Source organism: Terribacillus sp. AE2B 122, from assembly GCF_902497585.1.
Taxonomy (GTDB): domain Bacteria; phylum Bacillota; class Bacilli; order Bacillales; family Amphibacillaceae; genus Terribacillus; species Terribacillus saccharophilus_A.
Window position 1 is genome coordinate 583,030 of record NZ_LR700942.1, and the last position, 16,221, is coordinate 599,250.

The following is a 16,221-nucleotide window of genomic DNA, read 5'->3' on the forward strand; positions in this document are numbered from 1 at the left end:
CGCTCATCTTGTTTGCTTGACACAAATATAGCTTATTTTGAAAAATGCGTCAAGTAGGGGAAAATGTTGGTTTATTGGGAAAGTAATCGCTTCCTGACTGAATTGAAATACTATATTGCTGTTTCTTTCTTATCAATTTGCGACATCTTGTGTTTTTTCATGACAAGTAACGTTCTACATTGATGGGTTGATACGATTCTATTACAATATAATAAATCGTATATTGTCGGAAGGAGGCGAAAGTTTGACAATTCAAATCGGCGTGACCGGATGGGGAGATCACGATAAACTTTATCCGGACGCAAAAGCCAGACAGCAGAAATTGAAAACATATGCGACCCATTTTGAAGTTGTCGAAGTGGATTCATCTTTCTATGCCATTCAGTCTGTCAGTAATTATACGAAATGGGCAGAGGAAACTCCCGAACATTTTTCCTTTATTATTAAAGCGCATCAGGACATGACCGGCCAAAGTAGGAAAAAGATGACGCGAGCAGAAGCAGCAGCTCTATTTGATTACTTTTTAGCTTCGATTCAGCCAATTATAGAAGCAGATAAACTAGCTGCAGTCCTTTTCCAGTTTCCGCCTTGGTTCCAGGTGGAAAAGACAAGCATCGATAGGCTCCGGTTTATTCGTGAGCTGACGAAAGGACTGCCGGTAGCGATTGAATTCCGGCATCAGTCCTGGTATGCAGAAGAATACAGAGATAGAACGCTGCGTCTATTGCGTGAACTAGGATTCATACATACAGTTTGCGATGAACCGCAGGCGGGGAGCGGTTCCGTTCCTACTGTTCCCGAAGCAACGAACGACCAGTTGACACTCGTCCGTTTTCACGGACGAAATGTACATGGCTGGAACCAAAACGGCCGTGAAGACTGGCGAAAGGTCCGTTTTCTTTATCGATATAATCAGACTGAATTGAAGGAATGGCGGGAAACTGCATTGGAATTGGAACATTCCAGCATACGTGTCATTTTACTATTCAATAATAATTCCGGCGGTGATGCCAGTGATAATGCTAAGGAGATGATGCAGCTCCTCGGTCAGCAGCTGCCGGACCCGCCGCCAGAACAGCTGAACCTATTTGACTAGGAAGGACGATGAATGATGGAACAGAAAAGACAATTGGAAGAGATGGAGCGTTATGCATATACCATTTTCCGTAAAGATGCGACAGGACACGATTTCTATCACATGAAACGGGTAGCTAAGATGGGAAGGAAAATCGCATTCGAAGAAGGTGCAGATCCGTTCCTGACAGAGGCAATTGGATGGATGCACGATATTGGCGACCATAAACTGTTTGACGAGCCAGCAGACGCTGTGGCTGAGGCTCAAGGTTTTCTGCGGCGTATCGGGTTGGAAGAAAACGTAATGCAGGAAATATTCCAGGCATGCCGCAATATTTCCTTCAGTAAAGGACGCACACCTGATACATTGGAAGGAAAGATCATTCAGGATGCGGATCGTCTGGATGCAATAGGTGCTATCGGGATCGCCCGGACGTTCGCTTTTGGCGGAGCAGCCAGCCGCCTAATCCATTGGCCAAATGACCCCAAGCATTCGAGCGTTCAGCATTTTTATGATAAACTATTGAAATTGAAAGAAACACTGCATACAAAAACAGCATTGCGTATGGCTGAATCGAGACATGCTTACATGCAAGACTTCCTGAACCGATTTTTTGAGGAATGGGAAATGCCGTGTGATGATATACGATAAAGGAATGATATCTTATGACAACCTCTGAACAAGCTTATCTGGATCTATGCAGATATGTTCTTGAAAATGGCGCAAAGAAAGAAGATCGTACAGGCACTGGCACAGTTTCTGTATTTGGCTACCAGATGCGCTTTGACCTTCAAAAAGGCTTTCCATTGCTAACAACAAAAAAAGTCCCTTTCCGGCTTATCGCAAGCGAACTGCTTTGGTTCCTCAAGGGAGATACAAATATCCGTTATTTACTGCAGCATAACAATAACATCTGGAATGAATGGGCGTTTAAGAATTGGGTGGAAAGTGAAGCATATGATGGTCCGGATATGACCGATTTTGGACGCCGTTCACTGCAAGATGATAACTTCCGTGAAGCCTATGAAAAGCAAATGGGACGCTTCAAGCAGCAGATTCTAACCGATGATGTCTTTAGCGAACGTTTTGGCCATCTTGGGGACGTGTATGGAAAGCAGTGGCGAAACTGGAAGACGACACAAGGAGAAAGTATCGATCAATTGCAAGACATAATTGAAATGATCAAGAAAAATCCAGACTCCAGAAGATTGATAGTTTCCGCGTGGAATCCAGAAGATGTACCATCGATGGCGCTACCGCCTTGTCATACAATGTTCCAATTCTATGTAGCGGACAATAAACTTTCTTGCCAGCTTTATCAGCGCAGCGGCGATATTTTCCTTGGTATCCCATTCAATATTGCCAGCTATAGTTTACTGACACATTTGATCGCCAAAGAATGTGGATTGGAAGTCGGGGAATTCATCCATACAATTGGAGATGCCCATTTATATACGAACCATCTTGAGCAAGTGGAGACGCAACTAAGCCGTACACCGAAAGCATTGCCAACATTGCAGATTAAAGACAGCTTGCATTCTGTTTTCGATGCTTCTATGGAAGACTTGGAGATCATCGGATATGAACCACATCCTGCCATCAAAGCACCAGTCGCCGTTTAAGGAGGGACAAGTATGATTTCATTATTATTTGCAATGGATCAGAACCGAGGCATCGGGTATGAGAATGACCTTCCGTGGAGACTTCCGCGAGATCTGCGATTCTTCAAAGAAAAGACGACCGGTCAAATCATCGTCATGGGGAGGAAGACGCTCGATTCTATGAATGGTGCACTGCCGAATCGGACGAATGTCGTGCTCACGAGGGATAAAGCATTCAAAGCAGATGGTGTTACAATTTTGCATGATGTGAATGCAGTAAAGGAATTAGCGGACGAGCACTCCGAAAAAGAGATTTTCATTATCGGTGGAAGCGAGATTTTTTCCCAGACATTGGAGATCGCTGATCGTATTTATATGACGTATATAGAGGATAACTTTCCGGCAGATACGTACTTCCCTGACTTTCCTTTGAATAAGTGGCAGGAAACATCACGTGAGAAGGGCGTCAAAGATGAACGAAATCCATACGATTACTACTTCATTCAATATGATCGGGTAAGGCACTAAATGTTGTATGTATTTTTGCCACCTGTTTTTTTCTTCTTACTTATAGTGCTGACAATTTATTATCCTGTGTGGAGGAAGAAGAGAGGAGTACTACCGAAAGAAGGTGAATAAATGCGTTCTTTTTATCATTTTATGATGACATACCGAGGACGGAAGAAGCCAACGGATGAGAGTCGTCTTGCTGACTGGATCTTTGGAGATCATAATTTTCCGAAGCATAGCTCATCCTATGACGAAATCAGCGAATACTTGGAATGGAACAGTCCTTTCCATGGAGCGCTGCAGGTTTTTGATCGTCTATGGCGAACTTATGAAACAACAGAATAAGTGATTATTATGCCTGTATCAGCAGATACAGGCATTTTTATTCCATCTTTAGGTAAAATTTTGTCAAATGTCATTGAAGTTTCAGATATTTATTTATACTATGGAACTAATGCAAGGTGGTGTAAGTTTATGGAAGTCGTCGGGCTTGCTATAATAAGTCTCATATTGGCATATCTGCTGGGCTCTCTAAATGGAGCCTATTATATGGTGAAATGGAAGCATGGAATCGATATACGCTCGACTGGAAGCGGGAATGCAGGAGCAACGAATGCCGGAAGAGCGATGGGAAAGAAAGGCTTCTTGTGGGTGCTTGTTTTCGATTTAGCTAAGGGTATGCTAGCTGTGCTACTTATCCGCTGGAGCGGTCAGACTGAGATTATTGCAGGTTTGGGTGTGATTGCAGCAGTGCTGGGTCATATATTTCCCATTCAGCTTCGTTTTAGAGGAGGCAAAGGAATAGCAGTTTCCCTCGGAGCACTTGTCATCTTCTCTAACCAAGCAACCTTCCTGCTGCTCGCTGTTTTTCTATGTATCTATCTTTTTGTTAGAAAATTTAGCATCTCAGGGTTACTTGCTTATGCATGCACTGCCCTGCTACTCCCATTTTTACGATTGGACATGCTAACTATTGCTGTTTACGTTGTAGTGACTGTCCTTATCCTGGCAGCCCATCATACGCATCTGAAAGCTGCTTGGAGCTATATGCTATTACGTAACGAAAGGTGACATACGATGAATTCGACACAATTAAAGTACAAGATTGCTACAGATCCATGGGAATACGAACAGATCCATGCGCTAAATTACCGTACTTTCACAGAGGAAATTCCACAGCACGAGACCAATCAGGAGCGTAAAAGAATAGACAGGTTCAATAAGGAAAATACATATATTATCGGCCTGGATGGGGAGACGGTCGTTGCAATGATCGCTATCCGCTCAGCCAGGCCCTTTTCGCTTGATGAAAAAATAGAGGGACTAGATGATTACTTGCCTCCTCATGATGCCAAATGCGAGATCAGATTACTGGCAGTCGAAAAAGCCTATCGTGAAAGTTTCGTATTTTTCAGGCTAGCAGAAGCGCTTATTCAATACTGTCTCGAAAATGGTTTTGATATGGCCGTTATTTCTGGCGTCTTACAGGAGCAGAAGCTGTATAAACATATGGGATTCGTTCCATTCGGACCGTTAACTGGGTCAGGAGATGCACAATTCCAACCGATGTATGTGACGGAAGAACTGTTCCAGCGCAAAGCGCGAGCTTTTCAGCGCGTTCTTCTACAAAACCAAGATCCGATTAGTTTCCTGCCAGGGCCTGTTCCAATGGCTGACCAAGTAAAAAAGGCAATGGGTGAGACAGCATGCTCTCACCGTGCACCTGTGTTTCTTGATCAGCTCTATCAGCTGCAAGGTCGACTAAGAAGTTTGACCAAAGCAAAGCATATTCAAATATTGCTGGGAACCGGAACCCTAGGAAATGATGCCGTGGCAGCTCAGTTACGCACACTGAATCAGCGGGGCCTGATTCTTGTTAATGGAGAGTTCGGCTCGAGGCTGACAGATCATGCGCAGCGGGCGGGTCTGCATTTCAGCAAAGTGGAAATACCTTGGGGTGAAAGCTTTGATTATGAACACATATTGGCAGAGGCAAAAGTTTGTAATGCCGACTGGATATGGGCTGTCCATTTGGAAACCTCAACCAGTGTGCTGCAAGACTTAGATCAGCTGAAGTACATTACGAAGACGACAGGCAGCAGGTTGGTTCTGGACTGCTGCAGCTCCCTAGGCAATGTACCACTTAATTTGCAAGATGTGTTCCTAGCCACTGCAGGCAGCGGAAAGGGCATAGCTTCTTATGCTGGATTGGCTTTCGTGTTTTATCACCACACAATTGAAATATCTAATAGCATACCGCGATATCTGGACCTGGGTCTTTACCATACATATGACAGCGCGCCGTTCACGCATTCATCTAACTTGACCAGAGCTTTGTCTGCTGCAATCGATCAATGGGAAGATGCAAAGCTGCTGCATCGGGTCGGTAAATTGACAGAAATACTGATCAAACTTTGCAGAGAGAAGGGATTGACGCTCTTAGCAGATGCAGCCTGGGCACCTGGAATTGTTACTATCGTTCTGCCGGAGGAGCAACGCGCGGATATCGTAGGCCGGGAGCTCGCAAAGAAAGGCTATTTGATAAGCTGCAATAGCAGTTACCTTATCGAACGCAATTGGGTGCAGATTTCCGTCATGGGACATCATAAGGAGAAGGATTTGGAGCATGTGACGGATGCGCTTGCCGTTCTGATCGGAAAGAAGGAAACAATCGCCTAATGAATTTTCTTGCTACCGCTAAAGGATTCTGCTCGGTAGGGGCAGTTCTCCTTTTATGTAAAATGTACCTAATTTGTATCATCTATTTCGATTTACCTCTTTATGAACCATTTGATTACATGCTGCTATTCCTGTCCTGTATGTCATCCGTTGCAGTATTGTTTGTCCTGTTGTATCTATTTGCCAGAAAGCTGCGCGCAGGCGCATTTCTTATTTTACATATCATCATAACTGGAATTTTATACGGAAATCTGCTGTATTTTCGTTTTTATATCGACTTTGTAACACTGCCTATTCTTTTTCAGTTCAAAAATGTCGGGGGACTCAGCCAAAGCACTGCTGAATTGATTGATCCGCTGGACTTATTGCTTTTTGCAGATACTATGATTCTTCTTTTATGGTGGATCCTCAAACGTCCGCATCCTGCAGCTTTCAAGTGGAAGCGAAAGGGTATTCTCGTTGTGTGCACTGCGTTATTAATTGGTATTAATGTCGGATGTTCCTTTATCGGCGGAGGAGATCAGCATGATGGCAGTTATAACCGATCAGCAATGGTGAGTACACTAGGACCTGTATATTATCATGGCTATGACATTTACCAAACAACGCGCGCAGAGCTCAGCAGTACGTTTGCGACAAAACAGGATTACAAGAAAGCTGCAGCGTACTTGGCAGCTGCCGACACAGATATCACATCAGAATATTTTGGCGTTGCAAAAGGAAAGAACGTCATCTTAGTTAACTTGGAATCCACCCAGCAATTTGTCATCGACAGAAAAGTGAAAGGAGAGGAAATCACTCCTTTCCTGAACAGCTTGATAGAGGAAAGTTTCTATTTCGATCAGATTTATCACCAGACTGCTCAGGGAAAGACCTCGGACGCTGAATTCATGTTCGATCAGTCTTTCTATCCGCTTCCAAGCGGTTCTGTTTATGTAAGACGGCCGGAGAATGAGTTTATTGCTATGCCCGAAATCCTTACAAAATCCGGATATCACAGCGCTTCGTTCCACGGCAATGTCGGCAGTTTCTGGAATCGGGAGGAAGCATATGATGCTTTTGGCTATGATGAATTCTTCTCTAAGGATTCTTATCAAGTTTCCGAAGAAAATTCTGTTAATTACGGTATAAAGGATGAGGCTTTCCTCGAGCAATCCATGCCTTATCTGGAAGAACTGAAACAGCCGTTCTACAGCAAGTTTCTGTTGCTTACAAACCATTTCCCATTTCTCTTGGATGAAGAGGATATACTAATAGAAGAAGCAGATACAGGTCTCGATGTCGTGGACCGCTACTTCCAGACTGTACGATATGAGGATGAAGCGCTTAAAGAATTTTTTGGTGAACTGAAACGCTCCGGCTTATACGAAGATTCCATCATTGTGCTAGTTGGTGATCATTATGGGATATCAGAGAATTATTATGATGGAATTGCATCCTATCTGAATGAGAATCTCTCGACACCGGAAGAGCTTGACTTGCAGCGGGTTCCGCTTATCATTCATGTACCTGGACAGGAGGGAAAAACCTTTCATAGTCCTGGAGGACAGATTGATATCCAGCCAACCATCTTGCATCTGCTTGGCGTGGATACGGCTGCTTATCCAAATTTCGGCCAGGATCTGCTAGCTGTTGATCGTGATCCATTCGTTGTTTTTCGAGATGGTGATTTTGTTTCGGAGGAAGTTATCTACACAAAACAGCTTTGCTATGATAAGACTTCAGCTGAACAGACAAAAATGGAAAAATGCTCTCCTTATTTTGAAAAGCGCAATAAAGATTTATATTATTCAGATGCTATCCTGAATGGTAATCTTCTTCGTTTCGCTGATTGATGAAAACCGGTTCCGATTAGAGGAACCGGTTTTTTGTTGGAATTCATATGATTAAACAGTATCCCACTCCTTACCTGCTCATTTCCTAATCATAGATTCATATTTACATAATCTTTCCATCATGGTATTGTGTAAAAGGTCAATTCATACTTAGTTGATTGGAATTATATTATTTAATTAGGAGGATGATTTAATTGGACTTATTCACATTTGTGAACATTATTATTCTTTTAGGCTTAATCGGCTTACTCTTTTACATGCAGAAGAAGCATATTTCCTTTTCTAAACGAGTACTGACCGGATTAGGTCTCGGTATTGTATACGGAGTTATATTGCAGTTGGTTTATGACCCGGCTTCTGAAACCATCGTCATGACAAATGATTGGTTTGGGTTGGTGGGAAGCGGATATGTGAAGCTTTTGCAGATGATCGTTATGCCGCTAGTTTTCATTTCGATTGTAGCTGCTTTCACGAGACTAGAGAAGTCTTCTAATCTTGGAAAGATAAGTGGACTTGTCATCGGTACACTTATGGTGACAACAGCAATCGCCGCAGCAATCGGTATTGCAGCTGCTGCAGGTTTCGATCTGAAAGCAATTGATATAACTGCTGGTGATGCGGAAATAACACGCGGAGAAGATTTGGAAACAAGCCTGACTGAAGTACAAAGTACAACAGTCCCACAAAAAATATTAGAATTTCTACCTGCTAATCCATTCTTGGATTTGACAGGAGCAAGACCTACTTCCACGATTGCAGTAGTCATATTTGCGGCATTTGTTGGAGTAGCTTACCTTGGAATAAAGAGAAAGACACCTGAGCATGCTGCTTTCTTCCAAAAAATAATTGAAGCGCTGCATAGTCTTGTCATGCGTATTGTCACATTGGTATTGCGTTTAACGCCATATGGCATACTTGCTTTGATGGCAAAGACAGTTGCAGGCAGTGATTTTAACGCAATCGCAACATTAGGTAAGTTTGTTATCGCTTCTTACGTCGCGCTGATTGCTATGTTCGTTGTTCATTTGATTGTTCTGGCTGTACTTGGACTAAGTCCAAAGCAGTATCTAAAAAAGGTCTTTCCGGTATTGGCTTTTGCCTTCACTTCCCGTACGAGTGCTGGAACTCTGCCGCTGAACGTTGAAGCACAGCGAAATAAATTAGGTGTACCAGAATCTATCGCCAATTTCTCAGCATCATTTGGTATCACAATCGGACAAAATGGATGTGCTGGAATCTATCCAGCTATGCTCGCGGTTATGATTGCGCCTTCTCAAGGTATAAATCCTTTATCACCGTCATTCATTGTAACCTTAATACTAGTTGTTATGATCAGCTCATTCGGTGTAGCAGGAGTAGGCGGAGGAGCAACATTTGCTTCTTTGATTGTTCTTTCTACGATGAATTTACCCGTAGCTTTAGCAGGAGTGTTAATATCGGTTGAACCACTGATTGATATGGGGCGGACAGCACTCAACGTTAGCGGATCAATGGTATCAGGACTTGTTACCAGCCGAACACTTGGCGAATTGGACACAAAAACATATACTTCCAATGAAGCTCCAGCGGAAAATATGACACATTAATTTTTCTGCTGCACTAAAAGAGCCGCTCCCAGATGGGAGCGGCTCTTTTTAATGCAATGTGATATCTATAATATGGTCGAATGGAATGCGAATAGGATACAGCCTATCCATTGTATCCAGAAGCAAATATTGCTCGGACTGCTTCAGTCCTGTAACGATGCCTGACGCATTTTCCACATTTCGCCCTTTTCGGTACATCATACTGGCTTTCGTTTTGCCTACCTGAATATAACGAACCTTCTGTTCCAATTCTTCCAGCTGCTGTTCATCCATGATCGGGGGAGTTGCTTTTCCGATCTCCCGCCCCATTTGCTGCAGCATCTCCACATGCTCAGGCAGCATCAAGGATGTCCATTTGATTTTCCCGCGATCATTCACCATACGTCATTCCTCCTGTAAATAGTATAATCGAACGTGTGTTCTTTTTCAAGTGACACGGAACATACGTTCGTATATAATAAATATATGAATTTATACAGAAAGCAGGGATCTTAATGGAAAGAGCCGCATTGGCGAAATTCATAGAGCAGCAGGTTACGATGATTTATATGGCAAAGGATGGCTCCTTGACGAAGCGCCAGGTAAAGATCGAACGAATCAATGACGCATCAGTGACTGGCTATTGTTTTTTGCGCAAACAGCTGCGCACATTCAGACTGGACCGAATTCTTGCCATTCATCCACAGCAGAACGTTTGGCGCATATCTTCATAATTCCTGTTATTCACCTGCTATCTCCATCCTGAATAAATTACTAGGGATAAACCCAGGAAAAGGAGAACATGTGATGACGATCTTGTTCGACAGCTCTAATGCTGAAAATCACCTCAAGACTTCTTGGCAGCAAGAAGCACTACTCGCCTTCCATAGTAAATTATACGATCAGCAATCCCTGTTCCCTTGCATACCGGCCACGGTAGGCCATAGGCTTGGACAATTCCGTTACGGTTTTGCGGTTGATCCTACGACAGAGGATGCAACTAAGCAGCTGGCGGATTTTTTGCACACATACGGACAGCAAGCAAAGGAATTTGGTTCTTATACTTCCCTCATTATTTTCTTTGATACAACGAAGCAGCAGGAGCTACACCTTGATGTACCTGCTTATTTCGATATTTTTTGGAATCTGCTCAGCAAGACGACAGCTCACGATCAACAGAGCTGGCCAATTCACATTCCAAATGATCCAGCAAATGCATTGTGGGAATATTGCTTTGGGGGTGAGCAATATTTCATGTATTGTGCCACGCCAGTACATTCCAATAAGAAAAGCCGGCATTTCCCGTGTATGATGTTAGCCATAACACCAAGATGGGTACTGGAGACATTCGAATCAAAACCAAAAGCTGCTGCTGGTATCAAGCAGAAAATCCGGGAACGTATCCTCAAATACGATTCAAGTGATATACATCCGGATTTGAATGCATACGGCAATAAGGACAATCTCGAATGGAAGCAGTACTTTCTCCATGATGACAATAGTTCGCCTTCCAAATGCCCTTTTCATAGAAGAAAGCAAGACTAGCAGTTTCCTGCCGGTTCTTCCCATACCACCCTTTTCTAAATCATGCTAGAATAATAGCAGGAGGAATTCGTTATGAAACTATTGCATACCGCTGATTGGCATCTTGGTAAGATTGTCAATAGCGTACATATGACAGAAGACCAAGCTCTTATCCTGGAGCAGATCAAAACGATAATTGATAGAGAACAGCCTGATGCGGTCATCGTAGCAGGCGATTTATATGATCGGGCTATTCCGCCCCGAGATGCAGTAGAACTGCTCAACAATACATGGAACTGGCTTATCGGTGATAAGGAAATACCTGTATTGTCCATTAGCGGCAACCATGACAGCCCGGATCGCCTCGATTTTGGCAGCCAACTGTTCAAGGCAAGTAAGCTGTACATTGAAACGAAGCTGAGGCCTGGAATGACACCAGTCACACTGGTAGATGCACATGGTCCCGTCCATTTTCACCTTATTCCATATACAGAGCCAGCTGATGTACGTGCGTTCTTTGGAGATAACAGCATTACTACCCATCAACGAGCAATGGAGCAAATAATTTCCTATATTACCGACACATATGACATGACAGAACGTCATGTATTTGTTGGACATGCCTTTTTGGCAGGCGGTATGGAATCTGACTCTGAAGAACGTCTCTCCATGATTGGCGGAAGTCCGTATGTGGATGCAGCTCTTTTCAAACCATTTACGTATGCAGCGTTTGGGCATTTGCATCAGGCACAGCGAATCGTCAGTGATCATATACGCTACAGCGGTTCTCCGCTCAAGTATTCCTTTTCGGAGGCAAATCATAAGAAATCGGTGACGATGGTGGAGCTTGATGCTGCCGGATTCAAATCATTTGAGAAGATTGATCTTGTACCTGAACGTGATATGCGCATTGTGGAAGGATACTTTGATGATTTAATGGAAGGATCGGCAGGAAATCCAAACGATTACTTGCATATACGTTTATTGGATGACGGGCAGCTGCTGGATCCTATGGGGAAACTCCGTAAACTGTACCCAAATATCCTTCGATTAGAACGAAAGGCTAAGGTCGGCGCCAGCTCCATGTCTGATATCAAACAAATCAAGGAAAAGCAGCGCATGTCGCATATGCAGCTATTTGCTGCCTTTTATGAGGAAATGAAAGGTGAAGCTATACCGGAACACCGTCAGACTCATATGGAAGCGGTCATCCAGCGTCTGATCGAGCAAGAGAGGAGAAGCTGATATGCGTGCCATTACATTGAATATGACCGCTTTCGGTCCATATCATAAACCACAGACCATTGATTTCAGAGAGCTTGGAGCAGAATCCATCTTCTTAATCACAGGTCCGACAGGTGCAGGAAAGACAACCATTTTTGATGCGATATGTTACAGTTTGTATGGACGGGCCAGTGGAAGTGATCGTGACCAAGATTCTCTTCGCAGCCATTACGCAGCACCAGGTGAAACAACAGAGGTACGATACCGTTTTGCACTTCGCGGTACGGAATATGAAGTCATCCGTTATCCGAAACAGCAGAAAAAGAAAGAACGCGGAGACGGCTTTACGGATGATCCGGCAAGAGCAGAATTTTATGAGTGGAAAGATGGGGAGCAGATACTCATCACTTCCAGGATCAAGGAAGTGAACGAGGCAATCGAAGAGAAAATTGGCCTCGATTATGAACAATTCCGTAAAATGATCATGATTCCTCAAGGAGAATTCCGGAAGCTCATCTCTGAGAACAGCAAAGAACGGGAAGAAATTCTTCAACGCATCTTCCGCACGTACTTTTATGAACGAATGACAGATGCGCTAAAGGACGAAGCCAAACAACTGAAAGATAGTTTGCAGCAGACGGAATGGAAAGAACAGCAGCAAATCAGCAAAATCGAATGGCGTACACAGGAGCCCGCGGAGACAGACAGTGTACCCGAGACGATGCAGAAGCTGCAAATAGAACTTGAGGCTATAACAACTGCTGTTAGGCAGGGCGAGCAGGAACTTGTACAGCATAAAAATATTTGGCAGGAACGTCAGCAACAATATTATGAAGCAAAGCACCTTCTTGAAACGTTCAAACTGTTGGAGCAAGCACTTGTTCAAAAAGAACAGCTCGAGCACAAGCTTCCTGATATCAAACAAAAACAGCAGCGCCTTCATGATATGGAGCGCGCAAACCGCTTAGTGCCGTACGAGCAGCAGCTCGTCACCCGTAAACAGGAATGGCAGCGTCAAGTAAAAGCCCAGCAAGAGACAAAAGAAAGAAAAGATGTGCTAGAGCAGCGGTACACCACCATCTCCTCTTCTTACACAAAAGCAAAAGAGCAGGAACCGCAGCGAAAAAGCCGCCAAGAAAAGCTGCAGCTACAAAAGCAGCAGCTCGAACAATGGAAAGAATATGAGAAGCGCAAACTAGAGTTATCACGCATTCAAAAGATGCTTGAAGATAAGCAGCAGCGTTTGCATAAGTTAAAAGAGTCACACACAGATAAAAAGAGCCAGCAAAATAAACTGGAACAAGATTTAAGCCAGGAAGCTGCTCTGATTCAAGCATTCTATGAGGATCAGGGAAAACTTGAAAAACTCGAACGACAATTGGAGGAAGCAGCGCGATTGAAAGATGCTTTCCGCCAGTTACAGGAAATGCGCACCGTTTATCAGCAAACCAAACAGCTGCTGCAAGAAAACGAGAACAACGTGCAGCAACTGCGGCGTGAGATTGCTGAAATGGAAGAAGCTCAGGCTGCCCATCACGCCGCCCATCTTGCCGGACAGCTTGCATCTGGTGAACCTTGTCCTGTTTGCGGATCTACCGAGCATCCATCACCGGCTCAGACAACAACACATATCCAATCATTTGAGATGCTGAAACAAAAGAGAATGATGCTCGAAGAGGCCCAGCGTGCATATGATGAAGTACAGAAAAAATATGTAGAAGCAAAATCGAATGGGCAGGCTATCCGCCAGGTGACAGATGAGCTATACCAGAACATCACTGGAGAAGCTTCTTATGATCAGATAAAACTGGATGAGCTGAAACAAGATATACAAACGAAAAAGGACAAAATAACTGGTTCCCTTCGTGTGAAGCAGGCAGAGCGTAAGCAGCTGGAACAGAAAAGACAGACACTTGAGCAGCTTAAACAAACGTTTGAACAAGAGCAGAAGGCCGCAGAAGAGCTCCAAAATGATCTGCGTATATTAGAAGAAACGTATACCCGCGCTGAGGCAGAAATAAGTTATCAACGCAAACAGCTGCCTGAAGTGCTTCAGGATCATTCCGAATGGGAACATCAAATCAAGCAAGAAGAAGCTGCAATCGAAGCTGCAAATAACGAATGGGAAGCATTGCAGCACCAATTCGAGGAGATCTCCAGAAGCAGACAGCAAATAGCAGCAGCTCTGGAATCAACTGCAAAATTCACAGCAGATTTGGAGCAAACATACATCCAGGAGGAAAAAGCTTTTCTCGCTAAGCTCGAAGAAGCAGGATTTTCTGATACGGAATCTTTCAGGCAAGCCAGCGGTTCGGAGCTAAACGTAAGGAAGCTTCAAGAAGAATTGGAGCGGCATGAACAGCAGCGCCGCAGTGTTACTGAACAGATTGAGTCACTGCTCAAGCAAACCGATAAAAAGGAAAAGCCAGATTTAAATCTGTTTGAACAAGCAGTGACAGAAGCGGAGAAAGTATTCGAAGCAAAAAATAGCAGCCTGAATATGGCAAGAAGCTACGCCTCTCACCATAAAGATATTATGACATCCTTAATACGTCTTCAGGAAGAAGCCGCAGAGCAAAAAACACAGTATTACGATATTGGCGAACTAGCTAATTTAGCAAAAGGAGATAACAGCCTGCGACTTTCCTTTGAGCGCTATGTGCTAACCAGCTTCTTGGATGAAATCATTCTTCAGGCGAATATTCGATTAGAAGAAATGACAGATCACCGCTATCAGCTCCAACGAAGCGGGCAGATTGCCAAACGTGGTGCTCAAAGCGGATTGGATTTGGAAGTGATCGACCATCACACTGGACAGGAACGCCCAGTCAAGACATTATCCGGCGGGGAAGGCTTTAAAGCAGCATTATCGCTTGCTCTTGGCATGTCTGATGTTGTTCAAGCGCATGCAGGCGGGGTTGAACTCGAAACCTTATTCATTGATGAGGGCTTTGGTACACTGGATGAAGTGTCACTTGAGCAGGCCATTGACAGTTTGAAAGGATTGCAGGCGAGCAATCGAGTACTCGGCATCATTTCACATGTACCACAGCTGAAAGAGGAGATTCATACAAAACTGCAGATTGATACTTCGCCGACAGGGTCATCTGCAAAATTTATTTTCCAATAAGGAGGAAGACAATTTGGGAACACCAATCAATTTTGAAACAGTTCTGCGTACAGAAGGAAAAGAAAAACGAATTGACAGCAAAGAAAATATTTTTCAGCTAAAACTGCAGGGATATCATATATTTCCCCTTCATCAACCGATTGATATCAAGCGAGCGAAAGATACCGACGAAATTGGCAGAGCAATCATTGTCGAATTGACGTTGAAAGAGAAGCAAACTATTTGTACTTATCAGCTTGTTTCGTTATCAAGTGTCAATTAACGACATAATACCCTGCTTTAAAAGGAGATAGAGGGAGAATTTTGCGCTTGCCCGGGAAATAGGAGCTGGATAGGGAAATATATTGCCTGCATACGGAATAGAATGGAACAAAATACTTCTTGCTTGCGTAGACTGGTAGAAATATTGACGTGAGAAGAGGTATGTGAATGGCAAGAAATCTATTCGGTCCTTCCGCCTTTGGGCGACGAGGCCAGCCACCTGTAAGAAGGAACCCATTTCTTTCCCACCAAAGAGTTGCACCTCAGCCCCAACCTCAGCCTCAGCGTACATCTGGCGGTTTACCTGGTGTTCTGCAAAAGATTCTCAACCGGGGAAGCAGAGGCGCACAAACTGGGGTTGGGGCAGCTCTTCCTGCTAGGAGCAGTTCTACTGGCGGAGTATCGTTACTTGACATGCTGAATCATACACAAAGCGCACTAAGAGCGGCTGAGTCCTTCATGCCGATGGTACAGGAATATGGGCCGATGGTGAAGAACTTGCCTTCCATGCTTAAGATGATGAAAGCTTTAAAGGACATCAACTTTGATGAAGACGATGAGGAAACAGCATCTGAGACCGAAGCAAAGGATAAGGATGAGGTAAAGGATAAAAGCGAGGAAGGCGACAAGATCTTAACCTCTATCTCTAAGGATGAAAAACCACCATCTAAACAGGAACCGAAGAAAAGCGGATCTGGAGAGTCTCTTCCGAAAATGTATATTTAAGCGTGCTACTTGATTTTTTTCTGCAAAAGAGGAAAATATATAGCATACGATGAAGGAGGGATTTATTATGGCATTACAACACGCTACCTTT

At 43.8% G+C, this 16,221-nt stretch carries 16 protein-coding genes; 15 read left to right on the plus strand and 1 reads right to left on the minus strand.

Going from position 1 to position 16,221, the window contains the following annotated elements; translation table 11 throughout:
- Positions 1 to 244 precede the first annotated feature (244 nt).
- From AE2B122_RS03070 to AE2B122_RS03110, 9 genes are all read left to right on the plus strand, one after another.
- Positions 245 to 1,096, plus strand: coding sequence for a DUF72 domain-containing protein (locus tag AE2B122_RS03070; RefSeq protein WP_254593399.1), 852 nt, complete (start codon positions 245 to 247; stop codon positions 1,094 to 1,096).
- Positions 1,097 to 1,111: 15 nt separating this feature from the next.
- On the plus strand, positions 1,112 to 1,726 hold the full coding sequence (locus AE2B122_RS03075; RefSeq protein ID WP_175073050.1) for an HD domain-containing protein: 615 nt from the start codon (positions 1,112 to 1,114) through the stop codon (positions 1,724 to 1,726).
- Positions 1,727 to 1,740: 14 nt separating this feature from the next.
- Positions 1,741 to 2,697: a thymidylate synthase gene (locus tag AE2B122_RS03080; RefSeq protein ID WP_095268824.1), complete on the plus strand. Its 957-nt coding sequence runs from the start codon at positions 1,741 to 1,743 to the stop codon at positions 2,695 to 2,697.
- A 12-nt stretch (positions 2,698 to 2,709) separates the two neighbouring features.
- On the plus strand, positions 2,710 to 3,204 hold the full coding sequence (locus tag AE2B122_RS03085; RefSeq protein ID WP_175073051.1) for a dihydrofolate reductase: 495 nt from the start codon (positions 2,710 to 2,712) through the stop codon (positions 3,202 to 3,204).
- A gap of 111 nt (positions 3,205 to 3,315) precedes the next feature.
- The gene (locus tag AE2B122_RS03090) at positions 3,316 to 3,531 is read left to right on the plus strand and encodes a YozE family protein (protein ID WP_095268826.1); all 216 of its coding nucleotides are present in this window, start codon (positions 3,316 to 3,318) and stop codon (positions 3,529 to 3,531) included.
- Between the two features lie 129 nt (positions 3,532 to 3,660).
- Positions 3,661 to 4,257: a glycerol-3-phosphate 1-O-acyltransferase PlsY gene (gene plsY, locus AE2B122_RS03095; RefSeq protein ID WP_175073052.1), complete on the plus strand. Its 597-nt coding sequence runs from the start codon at positions 3,661 to 3,663 to the stop codon at positions 4,255 to 4,257.
- Between the two features lie 6 nt (positions 4,258 to 4,263).
- The gene (locus AE2B122_RS03100) at positions 4,264 to 5,865 is read left to right on the plus strand and encodes a GNAT family N-acetyltransferase (RefSeq protein ID WP_175073053.1); all 1,602 of its coding nucleotides are present in this window, start codon (positions 4,264 to 4,266) and stop codon (positions 5,863 to 5,865) included.
- Positions 5,865 to 7,700 (plus strand): LTA synthase family protein, encoded by a 1,836-nt coding sequence (locus AE2B122_RS03105; RefSeq protein ID WP_175073054.1) that lies wholly within the window; start codon positions 5,865 to 5,867, stop codon positions 7,698 to 7,700. The genes AE2B122_RS03100 and AE2B122_RS03105 overlap by 1 nt, the downstream gene beginning before the upstream one ends.
- Positions 7,701 to 7,894: 194 nt before the next feature.
- Complete coding sequence (locus AE2B122_RS03110; RefSeq protein ID WP_254593400.1) at positions 7,895 to 9,286, plus strand: L-cystine transporter; 1,392 nt, start codon at positions 7,895 to 7,897, stop codon at positions 9,284 to 9,286.
- Between the two features lie 48 nt (positions 9,287 to 9,334).
- Here AE2B122_RS03110 and AE2B122_RS03115 read toward each other — a convergent pair whose 3' ends face one another.
- Positions 9,335 to 9,667 (minus strand): YolD-like family protein, encoded by a 333-nt coding sequence (locus AE2B122_RS03115; protein WP_095217864.1) that lies wholly within the window; start codon positions 9,665 to 9,667, stop codon positions 9,335 to 9,337.
- A 113-nt stretch (positions 9,668 to 9,780) separates the two neighbouring features.
- Between AE2B122_RS03115 and AE2B122_RS03120 the strand changes: the two genes are divergently transcribed.
- From AE2B122_RS03120 to vrrA, 6 genes are all read left to right on the plus strand, one after another.
- The gene (locus AE2B122_RS03120; RefSeq protein ID WP_095217863.1) at positions 9,781 to 9,999 is read left to right on the plus strand and encodes a transcriptional regulator; all 219 of its coding nucleotides are present in this window, start codon (positions 9,781 to 9,783) and stop codon (positions 9,997 to 9,999) included.
- Between the two features lie 73 nt (positions 10,000 to 10,072).
- Positions 10,073 to 10,810: a YqcI/YcgG family protein gene (locus tag AE2B122_RS03125; protein WP_095217862.1), complete on the plus strand. Its 738-nt coding sequence runs from the start codon at positions 10,073 to 10,075 to the stop codon at positions 10,808 to 10,810.
- Positions 10,811 to 10,882: 72 nt separating this feature from the next.
- On the plus strand, positions 10,883 to 12,034 hold the full coding sequence (locus tag AE2B122_RS03130; protein WP_175073055.1) for an exonuclease SbcCD subunit D: 1,152 nt from the start codon (positions 10,883 to 10,885) through the stop codon (positions 12,032 to 12,034).
- 1 nt (position 12,035) lies between these two features.
- Positions 12,036 to 15,143, plus strand: coding sequence for an AAA family ATPase (locus tag AE2B122_RS03135; RefSeq protein WP_175073056.1), 3,108 nt, complete (start codon positions 12,036 to 12,038; stop codon positions 15,141 to 15,143).
- Positions 15,144 to 15,156: 13 nt separating this feature from the next.
- Entirely contained in the window at positions 15,157 to 15,405 is a 249-nt protein-coding gene (locus AE2B122_RS03140) for a DUF2584 family protein (protein ID WP_175073057.1), read from the plus strand.
- Between the two features lie 167 nt (positions 15,406 to 15,572).
- Positions 15,573 to 16,130 carry a VrrA/YqfQ family protein gene (gene vrrA / locus AE2B122_RS03145; protein ID WP_175073058.1) on the plus strand — a complete coding sequence of 186 codons (558 nt, stop codon included), beginning with the start codon at positions 15,573 to 15,575 and terminating at the stop codon, positions 16,128 to 16,130.
- Positions 16,131 to 16,221 lie beyond the last annotated feature (91 nt).

What these genes read in the sequence shown, in the direction of transcription:
- AE2B122_RS03075 (WP_175073050.1), top strand. Translation starts at nt 1,112, where the DNA reads ATGGAACAGAAAAGACAATTGGAAGAGATGGAGCGTTATGCATATACC.
- AE2B122_RS03080 (WP_095268824.1), top strand. Translation starts at nt 1,741, where the DNA reads ATGACAACCTCTGAACAAGCTTATCTGGATCTATGCAGATATGTTCTT.
- AE2B122_RS03085 (WP_175073051.1), top strand. Translation starts at nt 2,710, where the DNA reads ATGATTTCATTATTATTTGCAATGGATCAGAACCGAGGCATCGGGTAT.
- AE2B122_RS03090 (WP_095268826.1), top strand. Translation starts at nt 3,316, where the DNA reads ATGCGTTCTTTTTATCATTTTATGATGACATACCGAGGACGGAAGAAG.
- plsY (WP_175073052.1), top strand. Translation starts at nt 3,661, where the DNA reads ATGGAAGTCGTCGGGCTTGCTATAATAAGTCTCATATTGGCATATCTG.
- AE2B122_RS03100 (WP_175073053.1), top strand. Translation starts at nt 4,264, where the DNA reads ATGAATTCGACACAATTAAAGTACAAGATTGCTACAGATCCATGGGAA.
- AE2B122_RS03105 (WP_175073054.1), top strand. Translation starts at nt 5,865, where the DNA reads ATGAATTTTCTTGCTACCGCTAAAGGATTCTGCTCGGTAGGGGCAGTT.
- AE2B122_RS03115 (WP_095217864.1), bottom strand. Translation starts at nt 9,667, where the DNA reads ATGGTGAATGATCGCGGGAAAATCAAATGGACATCCTTGATGCTGCCT.
- AE2B122_RS03120 (WP_095217863.1), top strand. Translation starts at nt 9,781, where the DNA reads ATGGAAAGAGCCGCATTGGCGAAATTCATAGAGCAGCAGGTTACGATG.
- AE2B122_RS03125 (WP_095217862.1), top strand. Translation starts at nt 10,073, where the DNA reads ATGACGATCTTGTTCGACAGCTCTAATGCTGAAAATCACCTCAAGACT.
- AE2B122_RS03130 (WP_175073055.1), top strand. Translation starts at nt 10,883, where the DNA reads ATGAAACTATTGCATACCGCTGATTGGCATCTTGGTAAGATTGTCAAT.
- AE2B122_RS03135 (WP_175073056.1), top strand. Translation starts at nt 12,036, where the DNA reads ATGCGTGCCATTACATTGAATATGACCGCTTTCGGTCCATATCATAAA.
- vrrA (WP_175073058.1), top strand. Translation starts at nt 15,573, where the DNA reads ATGGCAAGAAATCTATTCGGTCCTTCCGCCTTTGGGCGACGAGGCCAG.